Origin of the sequence: Actinoplanes cyaneus (assembly GCF_016862095.1) — a bacterium.
GTDB lineage: Bacteria > Actinomycetota > Actinomycetes > Mycobacteriales > Micromonosporaceae > Actinoplanes > Actinoplanes cyaneus.
Genome location: NZ_BOMH01000007.1, coordinates 224,359 through 246,896, shown reverse-complemented (window position 1 = coordinate 246,896; position 22,538 = coordinate 224,359). Strand labels below are relative to the sequence as shown.

Genomic DNA, 22,538 nt, shown 5'->3' with positions numbered 1-22,538 from the left:
CGACCGCTCGCCCAGCCCGACGCGACCGGCAGCCCGCACCGGGCCACCGCGCGGCGCGCGGTCCCGGCTGGTTCTCATGGGCGTTATGAGGCACGAATAACGACCATGAGCACCAGCCGGGGGCGGGGGCGCGGCTGGGGCCTGAGCGGGGATCACCTCGCGGAGGCGTGTCGCGGTGCGGCATCGCGTGCGGACCCGCTTCGATCCCGCATGCGGACCCGCTTCGATCCCGCATGTGGACGGGGTGCCGTCGATCTCGGCGACCGCTTGCCGGGGTGCGAACCGGTCACGTCCGTGGACACCGACGGGGCTTTCTGCCCTGACCGCGACCACCCACGGAGATCGCCCTGGAGGGGTGAGCGTTCAGGGCGCGCCAGCGCCCTGCTCAGCCCGGAAGGGTCCCCGCGGGAGCGGCGGACCTCGACCACGGCGGACCCAGGACATGGGAATCTGTCATTTGATCTGTTTCGTCAGCCAGTCGAGGATCGCGTCGATCGGTTCGGCCCAGCTGGCCTCGAGCATCAGGTCGTGGCCCATGCCGGGGAACATCAGCGGCGCGCCGGAGTAGGCGGCGGCCGCGCGGTCGAGGGCCGGACGGGCGACGACGCGGTCGTCCGGGCTGCCGATGACCAGCACCGGGGCGTCGCCGACCGGGCGTGGCGGGGTGGCCCGGCGGAGGAGCTCGGCGCGGGGCTTCGGGTCGAGGCGGGACAGGTAGCCGGTGATCTGCTCCGCGGTCAGGGCAGGCGGGCCGGATTGGAAGAGCTGGCGCGCGGACAGGCTCAGCCGACCGCCGACCAGCGCGGGCAGCGTGCCGCCCGGGTTGGCGCGCAGGGCCGAGCCGAGCGCGGACCAGCCGCCGAGCACCGGCGCGGCCAGCACCGCGGCCCGTGCCGGGTAACGGCCCAGCGCCCGCGCGACCACGAGCGCGCCGACGCCGTGGCCGATCAGCACCGCCTGGCGGGGCAGGGACGCGGCGGTCTGCACCACGTCGTGGACCTGGGCGCGCAGGTCACCGCCGGGGCGCGGGGTGAGGGCGTGCGCCGGGAAACCGCGGCCGGCGGCGTGCGGGAGCCAGTGCTCGGCGAACGCCCAGGCGCCGTGGCCCAGGCCGGGGACGAACAGGAGCGGCGGGCGGCCGTCGTCCTCCTCCGGGAGCAGTGAGACGACCTCACGGTCGGCGGGCGGGACCGGGTTCGTCCAGTCCTCGAACCGGAGCAGATCAAAAGCGGTCATGCCGGTTCCATCTCGTTGAGCAGACTCTCCAGCGAGCGCAGATAGTCGAGGTGGTCGACCTCGAACCAGTGCCGCTCGGTCTTCACCACCCGCCGCTTCGACCAGGACGCCAGCGGCTTGGCCGACTCCTTCTGCTGGACCGCGGCGGCCCTCGCCGGGTCGGTGAGGCGCAGCCGCAGCCACCGCGCGGTCGCCACGCTCTGCCAGTGGGCGAGCGGAAACACCCCGGAGTCCGGCTGGACGAGGCCGATCACGGCGAGCGTCGGGTGCTTGCGGGCGAACGTGTGCAGGTGCAGGTCGGGGCGACCCTGCTCGTCGGCGTCGAGCAGCTCGGGGGCGAGGAACTCGAAGCGCGGACGGTAGCCGGTCGCGGTGATCACCAGGTCGGGCTCGATGCGGCGGCCGTCGGCGAGCTCGGCCGCGGAGCCGTCGAACGCGGTCACGTCCGGCACCGGGGTGATCCGGCCGTGGCCCAGGTAGTACGGGAGCTGGCTGTTGACGATCGGGTGACTCTCGTACGGCTGGTGGTCCGGCTCGGGCAGCCCGAAGCGGGTCAGGTCGCCGGTGGTCATCGCGACCGTGCGGCGGTAGAGCCACTGCCGCAGGCGCAACGGCAGCCGCCACTTCAGCAGGCGGTCGTTGACCTGGTCGGCGGGGCGGCCGAGCACGTACTTCGGGGCGTACCAGTACCCGCGCCGCGTCGAGTGCCACACCTGACGGGCCTGCTGGGCGGCTTCCACGGCGAGGTCGCAGCCGGTGTTGCCGCCGCCGATGACCAGCACCTTCCGGTCGCGCAGGACGGCCGGGTCCTTGTACGCCGACGAGTGCATCACCCGCCCCCGGAACTCCCCCGGGATGGTGGGCCGGCGCGGATCCCAGTTGTGGCCGTTCGCGACGACCAGCGCGGCGTAACGGGACGTACGGGACGAGCCGCCCCCGGTCGACTGCGTGGTCACCTCCCAGCCGCCGTCGCCGGTCGGGACCGCGGAGACCACCTCTGTCCCGAACCAGACGTGCTCGCCCAGCCGGAAGTGCGCGGCGTACCGCTCCAGGTAGCTCAGCACCTGACTGTGGTGCGGGTAGTCCGGCCAGGTGTCCGGCATCGGGAAATCCGGGAACTCGGTGAGCGGCCGCGACGAGATCAGGTGGGCGCCCGCATAGACCGGGCTGCGGTCGTGACGCCAGTTCCAGGCGCCGCCCACGGCGGTCTCCCGCTCGTAGCAGTCGACCTGGAAGCCCAGCTCGAGCAAGTTCTTGACGGCGGTCAGGCCGCTGGCGCCGGCGCCCACGACGCAGACGGCGTCGCGGCGGTCGCCCGGGTCCGGGGAGTCGTGCACCCGGCGATCCTGCCAGACGTGAGGCTCAGCCGGAAGGGAGTGAAAGGTCCGCGAGGACCGGTAGATGATCACTCGCGGCACGTGCCCGATCCGTCGCGATGATCTCGTAACGGTCGATGGTGATGTCCCGGCTGACGAAAAGCCCGTCGATGCGGCGGCTGGGCGCCGAGGCCGGGAACGTAGGCTCGTCGTCCTTCGTGGTGGCCAGCCCGTCCTCCACGGTGCGCCAGGCGCCGCCGCCGGGGCCCTCGTTCAGGTCGGCGGCCACGATCAGCGGCCCCTCCAGCCCACTCAGCTCCGCCTTCCAGAACGCGGCCTGGGCCGGCCGCTCGGCGGGATCGGTCGCCAGGTGCGAGCCCGAGACGGTGAACGACGCGCCGCGCACCCGGCCCCGGGCGAAGAACGCGCCCCGCAGGTGCCGGCCGGGAGTCAGCGGATAGCGCAGATTCCACGTCTCGCCGACCGCCACCCGCAGGCTGACCAGCAGCAGGTTGCCCAGCGCGGGCAGGCCACCGGCGCCGACCACCAGGCCGCACTCGTCGGCCAGGGCGGCGGACTTCTCCCGCCAGCGGAACCGGCGCGGGGCCTCCTGCACGATCAGGATGTCCGGGGCCAGCTCACGGACCAGGCCGGCGAGCGCGGCGCGGTCGTCCTTCAACCCGTGCACGTTCCAGCTGAGCACGCGCAGCGGCACCCCGGACATCCTCGGACCCTCCGCCCTTACGCGCGCCGGGCCAGGTCGGCAGCGCCGACCACGCCGGCCACGTTGCCCATCTGGGCGGCACGCACCTCGGCGACCGGGAAACGGTCACGCTGGGCGAGCTGGTCCCGGTACGTCCGCTCGGCGGGGCCCATCAGCAGCGGGCCGGCGTCGACCACGCCACCGCCGATCACCAGGATCTGCGGGTCGAGGCTCTGCGCGAGATCCGCCAGGGCCACGCCCAGCCAGTAACCGATCTGCGCGAACGCGTCCATCGCCACACCGTCGCCGCTCCGGGCCGCCTCGGTGATCTGCCGGCCGGTGATCGCCAGCGCGTCCCCGCCGGCCAGCTCCAGCAGCTTCGCGGCGCGCTCCGGCTCCTGCCGTGCGCCCGCCCGGGCGAAACGGACCAGGGCGTTACCGCTCGCATACTGCTCCAGGCAGCCCAGGCGGCCGCAGCCGCACGGATGCCCGTCCGGCACCGACTGGATGTGGCCCAGCTCGCCGGCGATGCCGTTCGCGCCGTGCCAGAGCTTGCCGTTCAGCACGATGCCGCCGCCGATGCCGGTGCCCACGGTGATCATCACCATCGAGTCGTCGGCCTGCTTGGCGACGCCGAACCGGAACTCGGCCCAGGCGGCGACGTTCGCGTCGTTCTCCAGCACGGTCGGCAGGCCGACCGCCTTCGACACGTAGTCCCGCAGCGGCTCGTCGCGCCAGGCCAGGTTCGGCGCGAACAGCACCGTCGAACCGGCGGCGTCGATCCAGGCGGCGGCGCCGATCCCGATCGCCGTCGCCTGCGGGTACTGCGCCGCCAGCTCGGCGGCCACCTCGGCGATCGTGTCCCGGGTGCCGGCCGGGTCCTCCGCCGGTGTCGGCCGGCGGGTCGACGCCAGCACGTTGCCGTGCTCGTCGACCACACCACCGGCCACCTTGGTGCCGCCGACGTCGATTCCGATGGTCAGCGTCACGCTGCCCGTCCCCTCTTCACACCGCGTCGTCGTCACGGGCGTCGTCGCCCGGTCGCACGCCACGATCCTCGGGCGCCTCGGCGCCCCGCTCATGATCCACGCTACGTCCCCCGGCCGCGTCGTCTGCGGCGGCCTCCGAGGTGACCACGGACCAGACATCGCCCCGCGGCCTCCGCCGGTCACCTCCAGCCTTGCGCACGGCGGGCCTTCCGGGCGCCGGGTCTGCTTTTTGGTCCGATTCGCCCTTTTCCGGTACGGCGGTGGGCGCGCCCGTGGCAGCGCTTCCGGTCCCGCCCGTCGCGGCAGGGCCCTCGCTCGTGCCCGACGTGGCAGGGGCGGCGGCACTGCCGGGCGCACCCGTCGCGGCCGTGCTCCCGGCTGCCGTGCGCCGGGCGTCGGCCACGGCCTGCGCCACTGCCTGCTCGGCCGCCCGTGCCCGGGCCCGCGCGGCGTCGGCCTCGCGGGCGCTCTCCGCCGTGGCCGCCGCCCACGGGTCCGCCTCCGGATCGGCCGCGGCCGGCGGGGCCGGGCTCGGAGTGGCGGTGCGGGTGGCGGCGGACCACGCCTGGTCGGCGCTCGGAGCGTGCCGGGCCGCTCCCCCACCGGATGCTCTCGGGGCGGGACGCTCGTTCAGCACCGAGCCGGCCAGCGCGGAGAAGCCACGGAGCATGCTGGCCGCGCCCGTGGCGATGTCACCGGCGCCGGTCGCGACCTTGAACACCGTCTCCGGGCTGGGGTTGCGAGCCGCCGCGATCGCCCGGCAGACGGGGCAGACGCAGCACTCCGCACTGCCGGTCGCCCAGCCACTGCCGGCGCCCGCGCCGGACCCGCCACCGCGAGCGACGTTGTTGAGGACGCCGAAGAAGCCGTCCACCACGGTGCCGACCGCCGTCGCGGCATCACCCACGGGTGAACCGGGACGGGACGCTCCCGAGGAATCAGCGCCTTCCGGTGGCACACCCCCGGAGCTGCGGGAATCGCCGAAACCGCGAGTCGCGGCAGCCGAAGCGGCCCTCGCGAGGATCGCGGCCACCAGGCGCTCGGCCTCATCACGTGCCGACCCGGCCATAACGCCTCCCCTTGAAGGCCCGCGGATCAGGCCGCGGGCAGGCTCTCCACGCGGCGCTTGAGCTCTTTCAGCGCCGTATCGATGATCATTTTCTCGGCTTTGCGGCGGAACATCCCCAGCATCCCGATCGCGAGGTCGACCGCCAGCGTGTACGTCACGGTGGTGCTGCCGTCGGCGTTCTCCACCAGGTCGTAGGAGCCCTCCTGGGACTTCTGCGTCTTGGAGGGCGCGACCAGGTGCCACTCGATGCGGGACAGGTCGTCGGCGTACGCATACTCCAACGTGTACTCGTCGGCCATCACGCCGGCGTCGATCCGGAAGGAGACCTGGGCGGCATACCCGTCCTCGTACTCCTCGACGACCGTGGCCTGCTTGATCGCCTCCGCCCACCCGGGATAGCTCGGGAAGTCGCAGATGACCGCGGCCACCCGGGCCATGGGGGCAGCGACCTGGATCGACTGGGTCGTGGTGTCCGCCATGCACGGCAGGCTACCCGCTGCGTACGACAAACCTCACGACCGCCCCGGCGCCGACAGGCCGTTTCCCGCCATCCCCGCTACCATCCGTCACGTGCCAGCCCTAACCAGCGGATCCACGCGCATCCGTCCGCTCGAAGCCGCGGCCCGCGTGATCATGCTCGCGCTGGTCGCCGCGCTGACCTTGATCGCCACCCACGACGCCCGGCAGCTCGGCTGGATCGCCCTGCTGGCGGTCGCGGCGCTGCCCGCCTTCGTGGCCCGCAACCATCCGATCCTCGCCCCGGCCGGCCGGGGCGCCGAGGTGATCGTGACCGGGGTGGCCGCAGGTTTCATCGCGCACGCCGCCACCGGCGTCGCCCAGGGCTTCGGCGCCGAGGCGATCCTGCCCTACCTGGCCGTGCCGCTGCTCACCGCCGCGCTGCGCCGCAAGCCGACCGAGGGCGCCGCCCTGCTCGGTGTCGCCGCCGTGGCGATCGTGCTGGGCGGCGCCCTGGCCGACCCGAAGACCGTGCTGGCCGGCACCGGCTATCTGGCGGCCGGCGGGCAGTGGCTGGTGCTCGGCGCGATCGTGACGTTCGCCGCCGAGGCGATGCGCCAGTTCCTGCAGCCGGCCGAGATCACCCCCCAGCCGTACGCGGAGGCCACCCGCCTGCTGACCCAGCTGCGCAGCGTGGCCCGGTCCCTGCCCGGCGCGACCCTGGACCCGGGCGGCATCTCCGAGCACCTGCTGGAGGAGCTGCGCGCGGTCGCCCCTGGCCATCGCGCCGCGGTGCTGTCGGCCAGCGGCGGCGGGCGCCTGGTGGTGCTCGCGCAGACCGGCGCCGAGCGGGTCGACTGGGAGACGACGCTGGACGCGGACTCGGCGATCGCCGACGCCTGGGCCACCCAGCAGCCGCACGTGGCGAGCCGGTCGCAGGCCCGCACGCACCGCGGTGGCGAGGTCTCCTCGCTGGTGATCCCGCTGGTCGCCGGCGTGCGGACGATCGGCCTGGTGATCCTGGAGACGGACGCCTCGGGGGCGTTCCCGCCGGCGGTGGTGCAGTCGGTGACCGAGGTGACCGATCCGGCCGCGCTGCGGCTGGAGGCGGCGCTGCTCTTCGACGACGTGCGGTCGCTGGCGACCAACGAGGAGCGCCAGCGCCTGGCCCGGGAGATCCACGACGGGGTCGCCCAGGAGCTGGTGATGGTCGGCTACGGCATCGACAACGCCCAGGCCACGCTGCCGGAGGGCGCCGAGGAGACGGCCGAGGAGCTGCGTGCGCTACGCGGCGAGGTGACCCGGGTGATCACCGAGCTGCGGCTCAGCCTGTTCGAGCTGCGCTCGGAGGTGGACCGCAACGGCGGGCTGGCCGCCGCGATCGCGGAGTACGCGCGGACGCTGGGCACGAGCGCCGGCCTGCGCGTGCACTTCACGTTCGACGAGTCGACCGCACGGCTGCCCGCCGCGACCGAGGCGGAGCTGCTGCGCATCGCCCAGGAGGCGATCACCAACGCGCGCAAGCACGCGGGGGCGGCGAACCTGTGGGTCACGTGCACCGTCGATCCGCCGTACGCGGAGATCGAAGTCTCTGACGACGGCAAGGGTTTCGCCGACAATCGACCCGACGGCCGGTACGGTCTGACCATCATGGCCGAACGGGCCGAGCGCATCCGGGGTCGTCTCAAGATCACCCCGAGACACCCCAGCGGGACAACCGTCGCCGTAGTGCTCGGAACTCCGCCTCGGCGCGATAGCGTGCGGGATAGCGTTTCCGCTCCAGAAGGGGAGTAACCCGAGCATGTCGACCAGTCCTGCGCCGACGACGCGCACCAAGGTCCTCCTTGTCGACGATCACGACTTGATCCGTAAGGGGCTGCGACACGCATTCGAGCGCGACCGGCAGTTCGAGGTCGTCGGCGAGGCGGCGACGGCGGCGGAGGCGGTGCGCCAGGCGGGCGCGCTGCAGCCGGATGTCGTGATCATGGATCTGCGGCTGCCCGACGGCAGCGGCCTGGAGGCCACCCGTGCCCTCCGGAAGAACAACGCCAACATGGGCATCGTGGTCCTGACCATGTATGCGGGCGACGACCAGCTCTTCGGCGCTCTCGAGGCCGGGGCCAGCGCGTTCGTGCCGAAAACCGCTCCGGCGGACGAGGTCGTGGCGGCCGCCCGGCACGCCGCCTCGGCGCCCAGCGCGTTCACCGCGGCGGACCTCGCCGAGGCGATGAAGCGCCGGCTCGCCCCGTCCGGCCCGCAGCTGTCCCCGCGGGAGGGTCAGGTGCTGCGGCTGCTCGCCGACGGCATGAGCGTCGCCGGGATCGCCAAGCAGCTCTTCGTCTCGGAGTCGACGGCGAAGACCCACATCTCGAAGCTCTACGAGAAGCTGGGCGCGGCGAACCGGGCCCAGGCTCTCATGACGGCGCTGCGCCTGGGGCTGCTCGAAGCTCCTGACGCTCCCAAGTTCTAGACACTCCTGACACTTTCGGCGTTTCTGCCTGTAAGCCTACGAATCCCCAGATAGGCCTCGCAGCCCAGGCACAGCCCGAAAGCAGCATTGAGGAACGCCGCGAGCAGCCCGAACGCCGCGGCGCCAAGCCCGAGCGTCTCCGCGCCCGTGAGGTATCCCCCCGCGGAGGTGCTCAGGAACACGAAGCCGACCAGTTGCGCGAAGCGCACCGGCGCGGCGGGCTCCCTCTCCCCGCTCGGCGTGAAGAGGCCGCGGTAGACGAGCGCGTAGGGACCCCATTTCGGGCGGTACGCGGTGATCGCGAAGACCACCGCCTGCGCCAGTGCCAGCCAGCCGGAGCCGGTGATCAGCACGAGCGCGATGACAACGCTGGTTATGGTCGCGGCGAAGCGCTGGCCGCGTGGATCGAGTTCCATTCACCCATTATTCCCCCAGGGAATGTAGGACTTTGCGCAGCAGCCCGTTGAGCTGCACCACCTCGTCGTACGAGAGCGCCTTGAGCGCGGCCTGATCGCGCGCCATGCCCTGGAAGATGTAGCTGTTCCACTTGTCGCGCCCGGCCGCCGTGGGCCGGATCAGCACCCGCCGCCGATCCTGGGCGTCGATCGTGCGCGTCACCAGGCCGGCCGACTCCAGCCGGTCCAGCCGGCTGGTCATCGCCGCGCGGGTCACGTTCGCCGCCTCGGCAAGCTGCGCCGGGGTCGCCTCGGTCGGCCAGGGCTGGATCATCAGCACGTGCAGGGTCTTGAAGTCCTGCAGGGTGAAGTCCTCCTCGATGCGCGCGAAGGCCGCCGCGTCGTCCCGCTCGATCCAGCGCAGGATGTGCTTCATCCGGACGAGAGCGCCCTCGACCTCGGGCGCGAACTTCGGCTCGTCCTTCCAGAAGGTCGCCCACCGGGCCACGTGCTGGTCCACACCGTCTTCCATGGGCCAATCCTGCCACGCTTCTGATTATTAGTTGCCTAATAGTTAGACGGTGAACTACTTTCTTGGCATGACACGCGACTTCCGGCTCCTCGCCACCGGGCAGACCCTGTCCTGGCTGGGCAACGGCTTCCAGACCGTGGCGCTCGCCGTCGCGGTGTACACCCACGGCGGTGGCGCCGACGACCTGGGCCTGGTCATGGCGGCCTCGATCCTCACCATGCTGGCCGGCACGCTCTTCGGCGGCGTCTGGGCCGACCGGCTCCAGCCCCGGCACGTCATGGTCGTCTCCGACCTGGTCCGGCTCGTCGCCACGGCCGGCATCGCGATCATGTTCGCCGGCGGTGGCTACCACCTGGCGCTGCTCTGCGCGCTCACCGTCGTCTCGGCCGGCGCCGGCGCGTTCTTCACCCCGGCGATGGGCTCACTCAAGCCGCTGCTCGTCCCGGCGCCGCAGCTCCAGCGGGCGAACGCGACGCTGAGCATGCTGCAGACCGGGTGCGGCATCGCCGGCCCCGCCCTCGGCGGCGTCACCGTCGCGGCCTTCGGCGCTCCGGCCGGCTTCGCGATCAATGCGCTCAGCTTCCTGCTGTCCGGGGTCGCTGCCGCTTTTCTGCGCGTACGGGCGGAGCGCGGCCCCCGCTCCCCCATGCTCCGTGATCTGGCCGCGGGATGGCGGGAGATCCGCGGGCGGGACTGGCTGATCGGCGGCCTGTTCGGAGCGACCGTCTACCACATCGCCAACGGGATGATCCTGGTGCTCGTCCCACTGATCGCCCTGGAACGCCTCGGCGGGCCACACGCGGTCGGCTGGATCTCGGCGGCCGAGGGGCTGGGCGGGCTGATCGGCTCGGGACTGGCGCTGCGCTTCCAGCCCCGGCGGCTGCTGCGGGCCGGGTGGCTCACGCTGCTGCTGATGCCGTTCTGGGCGTTGTCCTACGTGTGGCCGGGCATGCTCACCGCGGTGCTGGCCGGGGCGATCATCGGGTACGGCGGGCTGATGTTCTTCGGCGTCGCCTGGGAGACCGCCATCCAGGACCACGTGCCGCAGGACATGCTCGGCCGGGTCACCTCCTGGGACTACCTGACGTCGTTCCTGGCGATGCCGGTGGGCAACGCGCTGGCCGGCCCGCTGGCAGCGCACTTCGGGGTGGACCGGGTGCTGGTCGCGTGCGCGTTCGTCCTGTTCGCGTCGGCCGCCTCCCAGTTGCTGATCCCCGGCTCCCGCAACCTCACCCGCGCTCCCACCCACATCGCCACCCCCACTGCCGCCGCGGTCCCCGCCCCCGCCTGAACCCCCGCCCGCCGGAATACGCGACGCCCGGCACGGGGACGGCCCACGGCGCGGGTCCCGCTTGGCGGCTGGTGCTCACCGTGGTCGTTCGTGCCTCATAACCACGGTGGACGCCAGCCGGGAGCGTCACCCGCGCTGCGACCCGGTGCGGGCATCCCGGCCGGCGCGGGCCGTGCGGTCTGCGCTCGTCGTCGACCGTGAGCACCCGCCGGAGGGCGCGAGGTCCAGCCGGCTCGAGCAAGCGGCGCGGCTCGCGGGTCCGGCAGTCACGCAAGGCCGCGTCCGGGCAAGGACCAGCCGCGGCTCGCGGGTCCGGACTCCGGCGGGCGGGACCCTCCGGAGGGCTCGGGCCGCCCGCCGATCCGTCGCCGGACGCCGAGCGCCACGCCCTGGCGGCCCCCTTGGCCGAGCTCGCCCACGATCAGCCGGCTGGTGACCGGCTCTCTGCTCCCACGGACGTCGCCCTTGTGGGCCGAGCGCTCTGGGCGCACCGGCTTTCTGCTCTGACCGCGCCCACCCACGGACGTCGCCCTTTCGGGCTTTGCGTTCTGGGCGCGCCGGCGCCCTGCGAAGCCCGGAAGGGTCCCCGCGGGAGCGACGGTCCGGACCACAGCGGACGCAGGCAATGCAGAATTTGATCTTTATCGGTCAGGCGGGCAGCAGAGCGGCGAGGGCGGCGATCAGGTGCGGCTTCGTGGGGACTCCGGTGGCGCGGCGGGTGACGCGGCCGTCGGCGTCGAGGATCAGCAGGGTCGGCGTGCGCCAGATGTCGAGGGCGCGCACCTCGTCGAGGTGGCTCTCGGCGTCGACCTCGACGTGCCGGATCTCCGGGAGCAGCGCGGCGACCTCGCCGCTGACCCGGCGCACGGCCCGGCACGGCGCGCAGAACGCGGTGGAGAACTGCAGCAGCGTGACCCGGCCGGGCTCGACCCCGAGGCGCTCCAGCAGTGCCGGGTCCAGCTTGTCGATCTCGGCGGGTTCGCTCACGCCGTCAGTCTGCTCCGCGGTCACGCCCGGCGGCACCGTGCTCTGCGCCACGCGGAGGCGGCCGTCGGTGCGGCGGCGCCACAGACCCACCGCCGAGCCGGCCACCAAGACCACGCCCACCATCGCTATTCCCACTGGATCCATGGGACTACTGTGCCATTTGGTCAGGCTGATTGATAGGCGCTGGCCTGCAGAGTGAACAGCTGGGAGTAGAGGCCGCCGGTCGCCATCAGCGTGTCATGGCCGCCCTCCTCGACGACCACGCCGTGATCGAGCACGTAGATCCGGTCGGCCTCCCGCACGCTGGCCATGCGGTGCGTGATCAGGACCACGGTGCGGCCGGACGCCAGGTCCCGCAGCCGGCGATAGACCTCGTGCTCGGCCCGCGCGTCCAGGTTCGCGGTCGGCTCGTCGCAGATCAGCAGCGGCGCGTCGCGGTGGAAGGCACGGCTGACCGCGAGGCGCTGCCACTGGCCGCCGGACAGGTCGGCGCCGTCGGTGAAGTGACGGGACAGGATGGTGTCGTACGTGCGTGGAAGCTCCATCACGAACTCGTGCGCGTCGCCGGCCCGCGCCGACTCCTGCACCTCGGCCAGCGACGCCGGGCGATCGTGCCGGCCGATCGCGATGTTGGCGCGGGCCGACAGCGGCCAGCGGGTCGGTTCCTGCATCACCACCGCGACCCGTTCACGCAGCGTGTCCACCCGGTAATCGGTGACGTCCACCCCGTCCCAGGTGATCGTGCCCTGCTGCGGGCGGTACAACCCGGCCAGCACCGCGGCCAGCGTCGACTTGCCCGAGCCGTTCTCGCCGACCAGCGCGACGATCTCGCCGCGGCGCAGGGTCAGGCTCACCCCGTCGACGGCCGGGCGGTCGGCGTCCGGGTAGCGGAAGGTCACGTCCTGCACCCGCATCTCGGTGAACTCCGCCGGGGCGCTCCGGTCCGTGGCCGGCTCGGCGCGCGCCTCCGACAGCTCGCAGAAACCCTGGAAGTCGGCGAAGTACAGGCCGTACTCGTACACCCGGTTCGCCGAGAAGGCCAGCTCACGCAGTTTGCCGATGCCGATGTTGATGGCGTACGCGGCGGCGCCGCCCGCTGCCAGCTCCATCCGGCCCGTCCACAGCAGCCAGCAGAGCATCACGTACGCCAGGCCGGTGAAGAGCCCGCTCAGCGCCTGGCCGTACAAGGTGGTCCGGACCTGCCCGGTCACGACGCTGATCTCCTCCACCGTGGAGACCCGGAGCAGCCGGGCGACCTCGGCGAGCAGGAAGCGCCGCACCGTGAAGGCCCGCAACTCGGCGGCCGGCTCGCGCGCCGCCAGCAGGTAGGCCAGCATCCGCTGCCGCCGCCAGACCGCGATCAGCCGCAGCCGGCTGCGATAGCCGCTGCGGGCCGCGCGCACCGCCGCCCAGCCGGTCGGCACCACCGCCAGGATCAGCAGCGGCAGCAGCGCCGGATGCAGCACGGCCAGCACACCCGCCGCGGCGATCAGGCCGACCAGGTGGGTGAGCACCTCGATGCCGAAGTCGACCACCTGCTGAGCGGCGTCGATGCCACGGTCCCGGGCGCGTTCCATGGCGTCCCGCCAGTCCGGGTCGTCGAACGTGGCCAGGTCCACCCGGGTGGTCAGGTCCAGGAGCCGATTCTCGGCGGCCTCGTAGACGACCGGCGACAGGCGACCGTGCGCCGCCGTCGCTCCGGCGGCCAGCAGACCACGCACGGCAAGGGCCACCACCAGGAAGATCAGCGACGGTACGGCGGCACGCACGCGCTCGGGCGTCGGGCCCGCCTGCAGCAGCCCGTCGAAGACGCCGACCACGCTGATCAGTCCCAGAGCGCCGGCCACCCCGGCCGCGACCTGGAGGATCAGCACCGACACCGTGGTTCCCGGGCCGGCCCGCCAGCCGAGCAGCCAGGCATCCCGCAGGAGCCGTGGCAGCCGGCGCAACATCTGCAGGAACGTGGTGTCAGCCGCCTCCTGCGTGCTGGTCAGCCAGTAGGGCAGGGCCAGCTCGCCGTCGTCCTCGGCCTCCAGGACGTTCGCCTCGTCACCAGGGGGTCGATCGTCGTCGGCAGGGCGGGCATCGGCGGCGGGTCGGTTGTCGGCGGCGGGTCGGGCATCGTCGGGTCGGGCGGGGCTGGCGTCCGGCATCGGCGGCCTCCGGTCAGGGGTCCCTCGGTTCTGTTCCTACGCCGTCCGGGCCGTGCCTGTCCACGTCCATTCCCGCTCATTCACGCCGGCGGCCGGGCCGTCCCGTCGAGCAGCGACGTGAGGCGGGCCGCCTGGGTCTCCCAGCGCCACTCCCGCTCGACCCACGCCCGCCCCGCCTTGCCCATCGCGCGCGCCTGATCGGGATCGGACAGCAACCCCGCGATGCGGTCGGCGACGGCCGGGACGTCGGAGCCGCCGACCACGTAACCCGTCTCGCCCTCTCGGACCGCGTCCGGCGCGCCGCCCGAGTCGCCGCCGACCACCGGCAGGCCCGTGGCGGACGCCTCCAGGTAGACGATGCCGAGCCCCTCGACGTCCAGCCCGGCGGCCCTGGTCCGGCAGGGCATCGCGTAGACGTCGCCGGCCGCGTAGTGCTCGGGCAGCTCGGCCCACGGCACCGAGCCGGTGAACACCACATCCGCCTCGACGTCGTGGTCGCGGGCCAGCTTGGCCAGCGTTTTCCGGTACGGCCCGCCGCTGACCAGCAGCAACGCCGCGCCCGGGACCCGGCGGCGGATCTCCGGCAGGGCGCGGATCAGCATGTCCTGCCCCTTGCGCGGGACGAGCCGGGACACGCAGACCACCACCGGCCGATCGGACAGGCCGTGCCGCCGGCGGACCGCGGAACCGTCCACCCCGGGGTGGAACGTGTCCACGTCCACTCCGGGCGCGAGCCGCCGCAGGTCGGTCAGCCCGTGCAGGGCGCGGTCGAGCCGGACCCGCTGGAACTCCCCCAGGTACGTGATCACGTCGTTGCCCCGGGCGATCCGCCGCAGCAGCCCACGGGCCCCGGGCAGCGCCGCCCACCCGATCTCGTGCCCGTGCGTGATCCCGACCGCGCGGGTGATCCCGGCGTTCTTCCGCAGGCTGTGGGCGAGCAGGCCGAGCGGGGCGGCCGCGCCGAACAGCACGGTGTCGCACCCGTGCGAGCGCGCCAGCTCGGCAGCCCGCCTCGCGACCGCCGGGGTGGGCAGCAGGATCCCGGTGTCCTCGCGCACCACCTCGAACGGCTGCTCGGCGTCGAACGCGGCAGCGCCCCGCCAGGTCGACGAGTAGACGACGACCGAGCCGGCCGGCTGCCGCACGGCCAGGTTGTGCACGAACTGCTGGATGCCGCCGGGCCGGGGCGGGAAGTCGTTGGTGACCAGGAGCGTGCGGGCCATCAGCGCTCGCCCCGGCCGTAGGCACGGGCCGCGGCCATCCGCTGCACGGTGGACGGGTGCGAGGCGAACATCAGGAACTCCCACGTCGGCGGATCAGGATCGGACAGGTTGACCGATCCCAGGCGGCGCTGCATCGCCTCGAACGTCAGCGGATCACCGGTGAGGTCCAGCGCGTGCCGGTCGGCGCGTGCCTCGATGCGCCGGGACACGAACGCCTGCCCCGGCCCGGCGGCCAGCCCGGCGAGCGCGGCCACGGCCAGCAGCAGGGCGATCGCGCGGGGCTCGCCGATCGAGTCCACCCCGGCCAGTCTCAGCAGGCCCGTCCAGGCGCCCAGCAGGTAGATCGCGACGACCGCGAGCGCCGCCCCGAGCGCTCCCAGGATCGTGCCGGTGAGCACGTCACCGTCCTTGGCGTGACCCAGCTCGTGCGCGGCGACCGAGACGATCTCGTCCGGGGTGGCCTCGGTGAGCATGGTGTCGTAGACGACGATCCGGCGCGTCGGGCCCAGACCGGAGACGTACGCGTTGACCGCCCGCGTCCGTCGTGACGCGTCCGCCACCAGCACGTCCTTGACCGGCACGCCGTCGCGATCGGCCAGCGCGATCAACTCGGTGCGCAGCGGCCCGTCGGCCATCGGGGTGAACTTGTTGAAGATCGGCTCGACGACGACCGGGAGCACGAACGACAGCAGCACCACCAGCCCCGCCGCGCCGGCCGCCCCGAACGCCCACCACCAGCGCGGCGCGAAATGCGTGATCGCGAAGAAGCCGGCCAGCGCGAGCCCGCCGAGAACCACCGCGACGCCGAACGACTTCAGCAGGTCGGCGCCCCACCCGCCCCACGACTGGGTGGAGATCCCGTACCGCGCCACGATCGTGTGCCGCCACGCCGAGAACGGCAGCGTGAGCAGCTCACCGGCGAGCACCACGAGCAGCCCGCCGAGCACCGCACGGGCCAGCCAATGGTCGCCGAACGGCCGCCCGGCCAGCTCGACGAGCCGCGCCCCGATCGGCGTCAGGCCCAGCACCAGGGCCACGACAAGACCCAGGACCATGCTTGCGTACGTCGCGGGCCGCAACTCCGACCGGAACTGCCGCGCCTTGGCGACCTGGTCGGGCGGGAACTGGCCGAGCGCGGCCACCTGGTCGGCACGCGGCGCGGGCGCGCGGTGCCACGGGACGGTGAGCGCGGCGAAGACCACCAGCGCCACGAGAAGCACCCCGAACGTCACGAGGGCCCACAACCGGGGAGTCATGTCCGAAGATCCTAGGCGCTCCTCATGATCACGCCACGTGGCGGCGCAGCGGGACGATCGCCGGTGGCTCCGGCGTCTCCAGCAGCTCCACCTCGAAGCCGGCCAGCTCGAACGTCTCGATCGCCCGCAGCTCGCCGGGAGTCAGGTCGGCGATCCCGTCAGGTGTGTCGGCAAGCACGCTGACCAGGCACCCGGTGCACTCGTCAGTCCGCTCGACGCAACGACCACAATCGATGATCATTACCCCTCCTCGACCGGGAGGGCCAGCTCGCGCAACGGGCCGGTCACCTCAGGTGACCGTCACGCTATGCGAGGGGTACGACAGTTTCCCGGGCGCAAGGTCCCGGCTGGTGGTCAGGGGCGCTTCGAGGCCTTGAGACAACCCTGAGCACCAGCCGGACAGCGGGAGCCGCGGCTGGGCGCCTCCGGCAGCGGCCTGGCGGGCGCGCCGCGGCCGGGCGCCGCGGCCGGGCGTCTCCATGAGCGGCCCGGCGCGCGTACCTCAATAGGGTCCTCAGGATCGGGCGAGGCGACGCAGCAGCGAGTCGGCGCCCATCGGGTAGGCGCCGTGCCGGCGCACCCCGTCGGCGACCTCCCGGTCCGACGAGACGACCACCAGTGGGCGGCCCGCCGGCTCGGCCCGGACCAGCTGACGGATCAGCTCGTCGGCGGTCATCCCCTTGCGGGAGAAGAGCACCCGCACCCCGCGCGGCGCCGGCGGCAGCCCGTGCACCCGCTCGGCCCCGTCGAAGACGACCGTCACCTCGTCACCGGTCTGCGCGGCGATCCCGCCGAGACCGGTGATCAGGCGTTTGCGCTGCTGCTCCAGGGACATGTCGGCGAAGCCGCGCTTGGTCACGTTGTACCCGTCGACGATCAGGTGCGCCCGGGGCAGGGCGAGCAGCTGGTCGAGGCGACCGGGGTCGTCGGTGTCCTGCGCGCGGGCCCGGGACCGCTCCGGCGCACCGGGACGCTCGGCCGCGGCGTCCGCCACGAAGTCGGCGGGCAGCTTGTCGGCCGGGCCCAGCGCGAGCTCGCGGCGCAGCCCGGTGGCGGCCTGGCCGATGGTCTCGAGCAGCAGCCAGAGCCGCGCGTCGTCGACCGACCGGGCCTCCTTGGCCGCCTGTTTGCCGGTGGCCGCGGCGGTCTCGGCGTCGGCGAGGCGGGACTTCAGCCGGCGCACCTCGGTCTCGTGGTCCGCGGCGACCCGCGCCGCGCGCCCCTTCTCGGTGGCGAGCAGGTCGGCGGCGCGTTTCTGGGCGGCCTGCGCCTCGCGCAGCGCCTTCGCCGTGGTGCGGGCCTCCTCGCGGAGCTGGCCGAGCTCCTCACGGACGCGGGCCAACTCGTCGCGGAGCTTGTCGGCCTCGACGCGGGCCACCGTCCGGTCGTGGTCGGCGCGGGTGGCGCGCTGCTCGGCGGCGCGGATCCGGTCGGCGAGGGCGGCGCTGTCGGCGTCGGCGCGGACGACGTCGCCGGCCGCCTCGATCAGCTCACGCCAGCCGTCCGGCCGGGCCAGGTAGGCCAGCGCGGCGACCTCGACCGGGTCGGCCGCGGCCGGGGCGACGCCGCCGGTCACCGCGGCGCCCAGGTCACCGGCCTCGGTCACGATCCGGGCGCCGATCCGCTGGCGGAACAGCGGGTCGGCGGTGAGCTGGGCGGCGATCTCCCGGCCGCCGAGGCGGGCGCGGCGGTTCGGCGCGAAGCGGGCGACCCGGCGCAGCACCACCGGGATCTCGTCACCGGGCAGGCCGGGCAGCGCCGCGGCGGCGAGGGTCATAATCCGTTGGCGGACCGGCTCCGGAAGGATCGGTTCGGGCATTGCGGTCGCGGCCTCCGCAGCATCCGTCGCCGCCTCCTCTACGGGGCGGTCATCGGGCTCGAGCGGCGCGGACATCTACCCATTCTCACACCGTGGCCCGCGAAAACGCTTGCTGAGGCAAGTGATCTTTTCCAGGTGGGCTCGGTTTATGTCGTACCCCCGCTCTAGTGTTGCCCGCCGTGGCACAACCGGCTTACGTGCAGGGCACTCTGGACACGCTGCTGGCCGCCGACGGCTCGGTCGATCCGGCCGCGGTGTCGCTGGCCGACACGACGTTCGTCGTGCTCGACCTGGAGACCACCGGCGGCGCTCCGGACGGTGGCGGCATCACCGAGATCGGCGCGGTCAAGGTGCGCGGCGGCGCGACCCTGGGCGAGTTCGGGACGCTGGTCAATCCCGGTGAGCCGCTGCCGCCGTTCATCACCGTCCTGACCGGCATCACCGAGGCGATGCTGCGCCCGGCGCCGCCGATCGAGACGGTGCTGCCCACGCTGCTGGAGTTCCTGCGCGGCGCGGTCCTGGTGGCCCACAACGCGCCCTATGACGTGGGCTTCCTCAAGGCCGCCTGCGCCCGCCACGGATATGTGTGGCCGTCCCCGCGGGTGCTGGACACCGCGGCCCTGGCCCGCCGGGCGCTGACCCGCGACGAGGTGCCCAACCGCAAGCTCGGCACCCTGGCGCGCTTCTTCCGGTCGGCCGTCGAGCCGAACCATCGCGCGCTCGACGACGCGAAGGCGACGGTCGACGTGCTGCACGGGCTGATCGAGCGGCTCGGCAGCTTCCGGATCCACACGCTGGGCGACGCGATCGAGTTCGCCAAGGCGATCACCCCGGCCCAGCGCAGCCGGCGCCACCTGGCCGACAACCTGCCGCACACCGCCGGGGTCTACATCTTCCGGGCCGCTGACGACCGGCCGCTCTACGTCGGTAAGTCCAAGGACATCGCGACCCGGGTGAAGACGTACTTCACCGCCAGCGAGAAGCGGTCCCGGATTTCCTCCGAGATGCTCACCGCGGCAACCCGGGTCGAGGCCGTGGAGTGTGCGCACGCGCTGGAGGCCGAGGTGCGGGAGTTGCGGCTGATCGCGGCGCACTCACCGCCGTACAACCGGAGGTCCAAGTTTCCCGAGAAGGTGGTCTGGCTGAAGTTGACGGCGGAGGCGTTCCCCCGGTTGTCGGTGGTCCGGCGCAACGCCGACGACGGCGCAACCTATCTCGGCCCGTTCTCGTCGCGCCGCACTGCCGAGCTCGCCGCCGCCGGGGTCTACGACGCCGTCCCGCTGCGCCAGTGCAACCACAAGCTCTCGCTGCGCACCCGCACCCCGGCGTGCGCCCTGGCCGAGCTGGGCCGCTGCCCGGCGCCGTGCGAGCACGAGATCACCCCGGAGGACTACGACGTGCGCGCCGCCCTCCCGTTCCGCACCGCCACCTCGGGTGACCCCGGCCCGGTGATCGAGGCGGTCGTCGCGCGGATCGAGGCGCTCAGCGACAAGCAGCGGTACGAGGAGGCCGCCACCGTCCGGTCGCGCCTGATCGCGCTGCTCCGCGCCCTGATCCGGATGCAGCGGCTGGACGCGCTGACCCGGCTGCCGGAGATCGTCGCCGCCCGGCGGGACGACCAGGGCGGCTGGGAGATCGCGGTGATCCGGTACGGCCGGCTGGCCGCCGCCGCCACCTCGCCGCCGCGCGCGCATCCTCGGCCCACGCTGGACGCGGCAAGGCTGACCGCCGAGACGGTCCTCCCAGGACCGGGGCCGGTTCCGGCCGCCACCGCCGAGGAGACCGAGCGGATCCTGGCGTGGCTGGAGCGGGTGGACACCCGCTTGGTGGAAACCTCCGGCGACTGGGTGTCACCGGCTCGTGGCGCGGCGCGTTTCTCCACGCTGCTCACCAGGGCCGAATCGGCCGCATCAGTCCAAGACTCGACCGTTCGCCTATCGGTAACTGACCGTTCGGATGACGCCCGCTCGCTTAGGCTGTAGGGCACGCGGGGACTTGTGGTGATTCCGGTTCAAGTCGGAGTTCAGCCACCACCGGTCCACGTGCCATGCTTCGTCGAGAAGGATGGACGATCGGTGAGGGGGTGTCCGGGTGGACGTCGACGCCGGCCACGGCGCCGCTCTCGGTCGTGCCCTGCCGGCCGCCACGTCGTCCCCGAGCCCGCTCAGCTTCACCCGGCGGCTCCGGTCGCTGCTGAGCTTCCAGGGCAACGACGACGATCCGGTCTCGACGCTGGCCAGGACGCATCGCACCATCCACCCGTCGGCCGACGTGGCCCTGCTGCGCCGCAGCTATGCGATCGCCGAGCAGCAGCACCGCGGCCAGTTCCGCAAGTCCGGCGACCCGTACATCACGCATCCGCTCGCCGTCGCGCAGATCTGCGCCGAGCTCGGCATGGACACGACCACCCTGGTCGCCTCGCTGCTGCACGACACGGTGGAGGACACCAGCTACACGCTGGAGGCTCTCGAGGGTGACTTCGGCCCCGAGGTGACCCACCTGGTCGACGGCGTGACCAAGTTCGACAAGGCGTTCTACGGCAAGGCCGCCGAGGGCGAGACGATCCGCAAGATGATCGTCGCCGCCGGCAAGGACGTCCGGGTGCTGGTGATCAAGCTGGCCGACCGGCTGCACAACATGCGCACGCTGGACGCCCGCTCCCCCGCCTCCCGCGCCCGGATCGCGAACGCCACGCTGGACGTGCTGGTCCCGCTCTGCGACCGGCTCGGCATCCAGGCACTCAAGCGCGACCTCGACGACGTGGTGCTCTTCCACCTGGAGCCGGACGCGTTCGCGCGGATCGACGAGCACGTGCAGAACCGTCCCGGCTGGAACGAGTACCTGGCCGACGTCTCCGGCAAGGCACGCGCCGCGCTGCGCCGCTCCCGGGTCGACGCCGAGGTCACCCCGCGTCCCCGGCACTACTACTCGATCTGGAAGGACACCGTCGCCGGCGGCCACACCGTGCCGCTCGACCTGCCCCGGCTCGCGGTGATCGTCGACGGGCCGGAAACCGACTGTTACGCCGCGCTCGGCGCGATCCACGGCCGATGGCGACCGGTGGCCGGCCGGTTCAAGGATTTCATCGCCTCGCCGAAGAACAACCTGTACCGCTCGCTGCACACCACCGTGGTCGGCCCCGAGGGGCGCCTGGTCGAGGTCCTGATCCGCACCCAGACCATGCACCGATACTCGGAGTACGGGGTCGCCACCAGCTATCGATATCCCAAGGTGTCCGACGAGCCACCCGGCGCCGACCAGCTGACCTGGCTGAAACGAGTGCTCGACTGGCAGCAGGACACCACCGACGCGGCCCAGTTCCTCGACTCGCTCCGATGTGACCTGGCCGAGGCGCAGATCACGGTCTTCGCCCACGGCAACGCATATGAACTGCCCAGCGGCTCCACCCCGGTCGACCTGGCATATGAGTTGGGCCCCTCGAAGGGTGACCAGTGTCTCGCCGCGACCATCAACGGACGTCTCGCCCCCCTGAGCTCCCCACTGCGTGACGGTGACGTCGTCGAGATCTTCTCGGAGAACGACGGGCACGTCGAGGCCGAGGCGAACGCGCCGCGCGGCCCCCGCCGGGAGTGGCTCGGCTTCGTCAAGTCCAGCCAGGCGCAGATGCAGATCAACCGCTACTTCGACGAGCGGAACGCGCCCGGCATCAGCATCGCCGACAAGGTCCGGCTGGGCCGCGCGACCATCGGGCTGACCCTGCGCAAGCACGACCGCGGCCTGGCCAGCGAGGTGCCGTTGCGCCGGCTCGCCGAGGACATGGGCTACCCCGATCTGGAGACGCTGCTGGTCGCGGTCTGCGAGCGCACCGTCGAGCCGGACAACGTGGTCGAGCAGCTCATCGCCATGGTCGACCACCCGGACTAGGTGGGAGGCGAGGTCCAGGTGGTGAGTGGCGTCGGGCGATCGGCAGGACCCGGGCCGACAGGCAACTTTCAGCGCGCCCCGCTAGCCTTACGCGCGTGAACATTCATCGGCAGCTGCGTGGCCTCGCGTACCAGGTTTTCTACGGCCTCCCTCTGCCGGTGCGCCGCCGCGTGGCCCGGGCCGTGTCCCCCAAGTTCCTGGTCGGCGCGGTCACCGTGATCCGTGACTCGGAGGCTCCCGAGCCGGGCCGCGTCCTGCTGCTGCGCCAGCCGTCGAGCCGGGGCTGGGGCCTGCCGGCCGGCCTGCTCAAGAAGGGCGAGATGCCGGCCGTGGGCGCCGCCCGCGAGCTGTTCGAGGAGGCGGGCGTCCGGATCGAGCCGGGTGACCTGCGCCCCGGCAACCCGAACGCGATCCTCCAGCCGACCGCGGCCAACGTCGACATGGTGTGGTTCGGCTGGGTGCCGTCCTCCACCACCCCGCTCGTGGTCGACGGGGGCGAGGTTCTGGAGGCCCGCTGGTGGCCGCTCGACGAGCTGCCCAAGCTGACCTGGCCGACCGCTCGTCTGCTCGGCATCTACGGCCTCGGGCCGCGGGCGGGTGAGCTGCCGCCTTCGGTCGCGCTCTCCGACGCCGCGCCGAGCCGGCCCGCCTCCACATCGTGACCACCACCGTCGTTGCCGGCGCCGCCGCTTCATGACCGACCGCTGCCAGCACTGTCGTGGCCCGCTCTGCCGCTTCATGATCGTTCCTGCCATCAC

Annotated in this window: 20 protein-coding genes; 6 read left to right on the top strand and 14 right to left on the bottom strand. The window is 72.9% G+C overall.

Annotated elements, in window-relative coordinates; all coding sequences use genetic code 11:
- Window positions 1-453: 453 nt before the first annotated feature.
- The 6 genes from Acy02nite_RS05470 to Acy02nite_RS05445 all read right to left on the bottom strand — a co-directional run bounded on the left by Acy02nite_RS05470 (window position 454) and on the right by Acy02nite_RS05445 (window position 5,792).
- Window positions 454-1,236, bottom strand: coding sequence for an alpha/beta hydrolase (locus Acy02nite_RS05470; RefSeq protein WP_203738678.1), 783 nt, complete (start codon window positions 1,234-1,236; stop codon window positions 454-456).
- Window positions 1,233-2,573 (bottom strand): flavin-containing monooxygenase, encoded by a 1,341-nt coding sequence (locus Acy02nite_RS05465; protein ID WP_203738677.1) that lies wholly within the window; start codon window positions 2,571-2,573, stop codon window positions 1,233-1,235. Before Acy02nite_RS05465 ends, Acy02nite_RS05470 begins: the two co-directional genes overlap by 4 nt.
- Window positions 2,574-2,598: 25 nt before the next feature.
- Window positions 2,599-3,276 (bottom strand): endonuclease/exonuclease/phosphatase family protein, encoded by a 678-nt coding sequence (locus Acy02nite_RS05460; protein ID WP_203738676.1) that lies wholly within the window; start codon window positions 3,274-3,276, stop codon window positions 2,599-2,601.
- A 17-nt stretch (window positions 3,277-3,293) separates the two neighbouring features.
- The gene (locus Acy02nite_RS05455; protein WP_203738675.1) at window positions 3,294-4,244 is read right to left on the bottom strand and encodes an ROK family glucokinase; all 951 of its coding nucleotides are present in this window, start codon (window positions 4,242-4,244) and stop codon (window positions 3,294-3,296) included.
- A 16-nt stretch (window positions 4,245-4,260) separates the two neighbouring features.
- Window positions 4,261-5,151, bottom strand: coding sequence for a hypothetical protein (locus tag Acy02nite_RS05450; RefSeq protein ID WP_203738674.1), 891 nt, complete (start codon window positions 5,149-5,151; stop codon window positions 4,261-4,263).
- A gap of 188 nt (window positions 5,152-5,339) precedes the next feature.
- The gene (locus Acy02nite_RS05445) at window positions 5,340-5,792 is read right to left on the bottom strand and encodes an SRPBCC family protein (protein ID WP_203738673.1); all 453 of its coding nucleotides are present in this window, start codon (window positions 5,790-5,792) and stop codon (window positions 5,340-5,342) included.
- A 91-nt stretch (window positions 5,793-5,883) separates the two neighbouring features.
- Here Acy02nite_RS05445 and Acy02nite_RS05440 point away from each other — a divergent pair, with 91 nt between their 5' ends.
- Window positions 5,884-7,563, top strand: coding sequence for a sensor histidine kinase (locus Acy02nite_RS05440; RefSeq protein ID WP_203738672.1), 1,680 nt, complete (start codon window positions 5,884-5,886; stop codon window positions 7,561-7,563).
- Window positions 7,564-7,570: 7 nt separating this feature from the next.
- Window positions 7,571-8,239: a response regulator transcription factor gene (locus tag Acy02nite_RS05435; RefSeq protein WP_014688640.1), complete on the top strand. Its 669-nt coding sequence runs from the start codon at window positions 7,571-7,573 to the stop codon at window positions 8,237-8,239.
- On the opposite strand, the gene Acy02nite_RS05430 is transcribed toward Acy02nite_RS05435, so the two are convergent.
- Both Acy02nite_RS05430 and Acy02nite_RS05425 read right to left on the bottom strand, forming a co-directional pair.
- On the bottom strand, window positions 8,236-8,655 hold the full coding sequence (locus Acy02nite_RS05430) for a DUF4395 domain-containing protein (RefSeq protein ID WP_203738671.1): 420 nt from the start codon (window positions 8,653-8,655) through the stop codon (window positions 8,236-8,238). The two genes, Acy02nite_RS05435 and Acy02nite_RS05430, sit on opposite strands and share 4 nt — an antisense overlap.
- A gap of 7 nt (window positions 8,656-8,662) precedes the next feature.
- Entirely contained in the window at window positions 8,663-9,166 is a 504-nt protein-coding gene (locus Acy02nite_RS05425) for a MarR family winged helix-turn-helix transcriptional regulator (protein WP_203738670.1), read from the bottom strand.
- A 67-nt stretch (window positions 9,167-9,233) separates the two neighbouring features.
- Here Acy02nite_RS05425 and Acy02nite_RS05420 point away from each other — a divergent pair, with 67 nt between their 5' ends.
- Window positions 9,234-10,457: an MFS transporter gene (locus Acy02nite_RS05420; protein WP_203738669.1), complete on the top strand. Its 1,224-nt coding sequence runs from the start codon at window positions 9,234-9,236 to the stop codon at window positions 10,455-10,457.
- Window positions 10,458-11,105: 648 nt separating this feature from the next.
- Here Acy02nite_RS05420 and Acy02nite_RS05415 read toward each other — a convergent pair.
- From Acy02nite_RS05415 to Acy02nite_RS05390, 6 genes are all read right to left on the bottom strand, one after another.
- Entirely contained in the window at window positions 11,106-11,588 is a 483-nt protein-coding gene (locus Acy02nite_RS05415; RefSeq protein WP_203738668.1) for a TlpA family protein disulfide reductase, read from the bottom strand.
- 20 nt (window positions 11,589-11,608) lie between these two features.
- The gene (locus tag Acy02nite_RS05410) at window positions 11,609-13,597 is read right to left on the bottom strand and encodes an ABC transporter ATP-binding protein (RefSeq protein ID WP_239174251.1); all 1,989 of its coding nucleotides are present in this window, start codon (window positions 13,595-13,597) and stop codon (window positions 11,609-11,611) included.
- An 80-nt stretch (window positions 13,598-13,677) separates the two neighbouring features.
- Entirely contained in the window at window positions 13,678-14,820 is a 1,143-nt protein-coding gene (locus Acy02nite_RS05405; RefSeq protein WP_203738667.1) for a glycosyltransferase family 4 protein, read from the bottom strand.
- Window positions 14,820-16,076 (bottom strand): M48 family metallopeptidase, encoded by a 1,257-nt coding sequence (locus tag Acy02nite_RS05400; RefSeq protein ID WP_203738666.1) that lies wholly within the window; start codon window positions 16,074-16,076, stop codon window positions 14,820-14,822. Before Acy02nite_RS05400 ends, Acy02nite_RS05405 begins: the two co-directional genes overlap by 1 nt.
- Before the next feature lie 28 nt (window positions 16,077-16,104).
- Window positions 16,105-16,317 carry a hypothetical protein gene (locus Acy02nite_RS05395; RefSeq protein ID WP_203738665.1) on the bottom strand — a complete coding sequence of 71 codons (213 nt, stop codon included), beginning with the start codon at window positions 16,315-16,317 and terminating at the stop codon, window positions 16,105-16,107.
- 273 nt (window positions 16,318-16,590) lie between these two features.
- Window positions 16,591-17,895 (bottom strand): NYN domain-containing protein, encoded by a 1,305-nt coding sequence (locus Acy02nite_RS05390; protein ID WP_239174302.1) that lies wholly within the window; start codon window positions 17,893-17,895, stop codon window positions 16,591-16,593.
- 179 nt (window positions 17,896-18,074) lie between these two features.
- Here Acy02nite_RS05390 and Acy02nite_RS05385 point away from each other — a divergent pair, with 179 nt between their 5' ends.
- From Acy02nite_RS05385 to Acy02nite_RS05375, 3 genes are all read left to right on the top strand, one after another.
- Complete coding sequence (locus Acy02nite_RS05385) at window positions 18,075-19,877, top strand: DEDD exonuclease domain-containing protein (RefSeq protein WP_203738663.1); 1,803 nt, start codon at window positions 18,075-18,077, stop codon at window positions 19,875-19,877.
- A gap of 109 nt (window positions 19,878-19,986) precedes the next feature.
- Window positions 19,987-21,780, top strand: a complete 1,794-nt coding sequence (locus Acy02nite_RS05380; RefSeq protein ID WP_203738662.1) for a RelA/SpoT family protein — start codon at window positions 19,987-19,989, stop codon at window positions 21,778-21,780.
- A gap of 95 nt (window positions 21,781-21,875) precedes the next feature.
- A complete protein-coding gene (locus Acy02nite_RS05375) occupies window positions 21,876-22,442 on the top strand; it encodes an NUDIX hydrolase (protein WP_203738661.1) in 567 nt (188 codons plus the stop codon).
- Window positions 22,443-22,538 lie beyond the last annotated feature (96 nt).

Excerpts from the sequence above, each read along its gene's own strand:
- Acy02nite_RS05400 (WP_203738666.1), bottom strand. The coding sequence starts at position 16,076 with ATGACTCCCCGGTTGTGGGCCCTCGTGACGTTCGGGGTGCTTCTCGTG.
- Acy02nite_RS05425 (WP_203738670.1), bottom strand. The coding sequence starts at position 9,166 with ATGGAAGACGGTGTGGACCAGCACGTGGCCCGGTGGGCGACCTTCTGG.
- Acy02nite_RS05410 (WP_239174251.1), bottom strand. The coding sequence starts at position 13,597 with ATGCCGGACGCCAGCCCCGCCCGACCCGACGATGCCCGACCCGCCGCC.
- Acy02nite_RS05395 (WP_203738665.1), bottom strand. The coding sequence starts at position 16,317 with ATGATCATCGATTGTGGTCGTTGCGTCGAGCGGACTGACGAGTGCACC.
- Acy02nite_RS05460 (WP_203738676.1), bottom strand. The coding sequence starts at position 3,276 with ATGTCCGGGGTGCCGCTGCGCGTGCTCAGCTGGAACGTGCACGGGTTG.
- Acy02nite_RS05415 (WP_203738668.1), bottom strand. The coding sequence starts at position 11,588 with ATGGATCCAGTGGGAATAGCGATGGTGGGCGTGGTCTTGGTGGCCGGC.
- Acy02nite_RS05420 (WP_203738669.1), top strand. The coding sequence starts at position 9,234 with ATGACACGCGACTTCCGGCTCCTCGCCACCGGGCAGACCCTGTCCTGG.
- Acy02nite_RS05470 (WP_203738678.1), bottom strand. The coding sequence starts at position 1,236 with ATGACCGCTTTTGATCTGCTCCGGTTCGAGGACTGGACGAACCCGGTC.
- Acy02nite_RS05390 (WP_239174302.1), bottom strand. The coding sequence starts at position 17,895 with ATGCCCGAACCGATCCTTCCGGAGCCGGTCCGCCAACGGATTATGACC.
- Acy02nite_RS05405 (WP_203738667.1), bottom strand. The coding sequence starts at position 14,820 with ATGGCCCGCACGCTCCTGGTCACCAACGACTTCCCGCCCCGGCCCGGC.
- Acy02nite_RS05435 (WP_014688640.1), top strand. The coding sequence starts at position 7,571 with ATGTCGACCAGTCCTGCGCCGACGACGCGCACCAAGGTCCTCCTTGTC.
- Acy02nite_RS05445 (WP_203738673.1), bottom strand. The coding sequence starts at position 5,792 with ATGGCGGACACCACGACCCAGTCGATCCAGGTCGCTGCCCCCATGGCC.
- Acy02nite_RS05430 (WP_203738671.1), bottom strand. The coding sequence starts at position 8,655 with ATGGAACTCGATCCACGCGGCCAGCGCTTCGCCGCGACCATAACCAGC.